General features: G+C 60.4%; 3 protein-coding genes and 1 pseudogene. 3 read left to right on the top strand and 1 reads right to left on the bottom strand.

Going from position 1 to position 3,135, the window contains the following annotated elements:
- A partial coding sequence (locus ACM62R_RS07255) for a transposase domain-containing protein (protein ID WP_415183388.1) occupies nucleotides 1-112 on the top strand: 112 nt, incomplete at its 5' end.
- 270 nt (nucleotides 113-382) lie between these two features.
- On the opposite strand, the gene ACM62R_RS07250 is transcribed toward ACM62R_RS07255, so the two are convergent.
- On the bottom strand, nucleotides 383-1,123 hold the full coding sequence (locus ACM62R_RS07250; RefSeq protein WP_415183387.1) for a sulfite exporter TauE/SafE family protein: 741 nt from the start codon (nucleotides 1,121-1,123) through the stop codon (nucleotides 383-385).
- Between the two features lie 249 nt (nucleotides 1,124-1,372).
- Between ACM62R_RS07250 and mdh the strand changes: the two genes are divergently transcribed.
- Nucleotides 1,373-2,335, top strand: coding sequence for a malate dehydrogenase (mdh, locus tag ACM62R_RS07245; RefSeq protein WP_415183386.1), 963 nt, complete (start codon nucleotides 1,373-1,375; stop codon nucleotides 2,333-2,335).
- Between the two features lie 67 nt (nucleotides 2,336-2,402).
- A pseudogene (locus tag ACM62R_RS07240) lies at nucleotides 2,403-3,135 on the top strand (hypothetical protein); the annotation flags it as partial.

The raw sequence follows: 3,135 nt of genomic DNA, 5'->3' as shown, positions 1-3,135 counted from the left end.
TGTTGAACCCTACGCCTACCTGCGCGAAACCCTGACCGCCATCGCGGGCAGCCATTCCGCGCCGCGCATCGACGACCTCATGCCCCGGGCCTTCCAAAAACCGTCAAGCTGAAAGCCCGGCGGAGGTCTCGCACCGCTTACGCTCTTACTGAAAATTAGCGAGGCTTAGATCTCGGAATACTCCAACACAATCTCCTCGTTGCTGCCGTCCGTGCGGCCCGCAGCATTGGTATGAATGGGCTCCGAGCGGAGCAACAGAGTTTAGGGGCATGTCTTTTTTTTGGCAAAAATACTCCCGCCGGAGGCTCCGACATATCCGTAGCGCAAACGTCACATTTGAATGCCTCCGGCGGGAGTATTTTCCCAAAAAAAAGCCCATCAATCACACCGCCTGCCAGATTAGCCGCAATGAGATCAGCAAGAGCGCCCAGATCACAACCCGAAAGAACAGGGCTTGTGGCATGACCCGTACCAACCAGACACCCGCCAGCACTGCCAACGCTGCGGGCAATATCAGCACCGACGCAACACCCAAGCTATTGGAGGTCAATTGACCCAGCGCATAATAAGGGATGAGTTTCGCGGCGTTGACGAAGGCAAACAGGATGGTTGAGGTGCCGGAAAAACGTGTTTTCGACATACCAAGAGGAAGCGCATAGACCTGCCAGGGCGGCCCCCCCGAATGGCTTACAAAGCTGGTGAAGCCCGCGACGGCGCCCCAAAACAGCCCCGGCACGACGCGGGGAGGGCGCGGCGCGACCACCACCGGATGGCGAAATATTGCGTTCAGCGCGAAACTCGTGCCAATCAGGCCGACCAGAACCGCCACCGCGCTTTCGGGCACAAGAGAGGCCGTCGCCCACCCGAAGCCGACCCCGATCAGCGCTGCCGGGGCGACGATCGCCAGCACCCTGCGATCAAAATCCTTGCGCCAGGCCCACAGCCCGACCATGTCCGAAGCGACATAGACCGGCAGCAATAAGCCCGCCGCCTGCACGGGGTTCATCACCTGTGCCAGAAGCGGCACCGCAAGACTGGAAATCACCGGCAGCCCGCCTTTCGACAAACCCACCGATATCGCTGCGGATACTGCCAACACCCACCCCAGCACATCAAGTTCCATTGAATCTCCGCCCAAAGAATCAGCCCCGCGTACGGCTCGCCGCCAGTGGTAAAAGCGGGTTGGGATTTTTACCACTCTTGGGTTTGCGTGTCCTTTTTCGCGGACGTCACACGGTGTTTCGGTGTACAATGGCATACATTCGCTGCTTTCCCCGCCATCTTTCTGTGCGTGCCCTTGCCAGAAGCGTCACGAAGGTCTAACCCCTGCCCCGTCAGTTCGACCCATCCACCCTGGACTTCGGAGGTATTCATGGCCCGACCCAAGATCGCCCTTATCGGCGCCGGTCAGATCGGCGGCACGCTCGCCCATCTCGCCGCGATCAAAGAACTTGGCGATATCATTTTGTTCGATATCGCTGAAGGCACGCCGCAGGGCAAAGCCCTCGACATCGCGGAATCCGGTCCATCCGAGGGCTTTGATGCCGCTTTGAAAGGCACCAACGAATATGCCGGTATCGCTGGCGCCGATGTGTGCATCGTTACTGCAGGTGTGCCGCGCAAGCCCGGCATGAGCCGTGACGATTTGCTGGGGATCAACCTCAAGGTGATGAAATCGGTCGGTGAGGGCATTGCCAAACACGCCCCCAACGCCTTTGTGATCTGCATTACCAATCCGCTGGATGCGATGGTCTGGGCGCTGCGCGAATTTTCGGGCCTGCCGCATGAAAAGGTTGTGGGTATGGCTGGTGTGCTGGATAGCGCCCGGTTCCGCCACTTCCTGTCGCTTGAATTCAACGTCTCGATGCGTGATGTCACCGCGTTCGTGCTGGGCGGTCATGGCGACACTATGGTGCCGCTGGTTCGCTATTCCGCCGTTGGCGGCGTGCCGCTGCCCGACCTGGTGGCGATGGGCTGGACGACCCAGGAAAAGCTGGATGCGATTGTGCAGCGCACCCGCGATGGCGGCGCTGAAATCGTGGGCCTGCTGAAGACCGGTTCGGCCTTCTACGCCCCCGCCACTTCTGCGATCGAGATGGCCGAGGCCTACCTCAAGGATCAAAAACGCCTGCTGCCCTGCGCCGCCTGGGTGAAAGGCGCGCTGGGTCTGGACGGGATGTATGTTGGCGTTCCGACCGTGATTGGCGCCGCCGGTATCGAACGTGTGGTCGATATCAAGCTCAATCGCGACGAACAGGCGATGTTCGACAAGTCGGTTGAGGCCGTTAAAGGCCTTGTGGCTGCATGTAAAACCATTGATCCCTCTCTGGCATAAGCGCCACAAGATGGCTACCATAAGGGCGCGCCCAACCGGCGCGCCCTTTGTTTTTACAGGAGGTCCGATGCCCCGGCTAATTCCGATCCTGCCGCTCATCTTTTGCGCGTTTGCCCTACCTGTCGCCGCTCAGACACCTGACGTGTCAGCACCTTCGCAGGCCATTTCACCGTCTTCGGTTCCCGCAACGCAACCATTGCCTGACATGACCCTGTCGGCGGAAATCGGCGCCAATGGCATTGGCCCTACGGCCACGCGGCTCGCCGCCTTGCCCGCGCCAAAGCCAGATGAGATCTTTGCGCTTGCCGCCCTGCGCTTTCTGGACGGCATCGAATCTGCGGTGCAGTTGCGGTGGCGGGTCGGCCTTTCGGAAAACTTTCAGGGCCTGCCCGTTTTGCGGCTGCCGATCCCTGAAAACCCCGCCCCCGTGCCCTTTGATCCCGCCATGATCACCACGCTTTTCACCGAAATTGCCGCGGGAATGGACGGCGCGCGCGCCTCATTGGCCAAGTTACCCGCCGATGCGGAGTTTGGCCTGGACATCGCCCTTTCAGACCTTTGGTTCGACATCGACGGTGATGGGGTGCGCACCTCTGGTGAAGGTCTGGCGGACATCGCCGGCCCTGCCCTTCTTGGCTGGCAGTGGCAGGACCGCGATACCGCAGCCCCTCTTCCGGTTGTGCGGTTTGATACTGCCGATGCCGCCTGGCTTTCTGCCTATACGCATTTTCTGTCTGGCGTGTCGCAGACCGTTCTGGCCTATGACCCAACCACCGCCATTGCCCGTGTGCTTGACGCGC

It is taken from the genome of Phaeovulum sp. (genome assembly GCF_047638075.1).
In the GTDB taxonomy this organism is placed as follows: Bacteria; Pseudomonadota; Alphaproteobacteria; order Rhodobacterales; family Rhodobacteraceae; genus UBA6197.
This window is presented reverse-complemented; position numbering and strand designations above follow the sequence as displayed.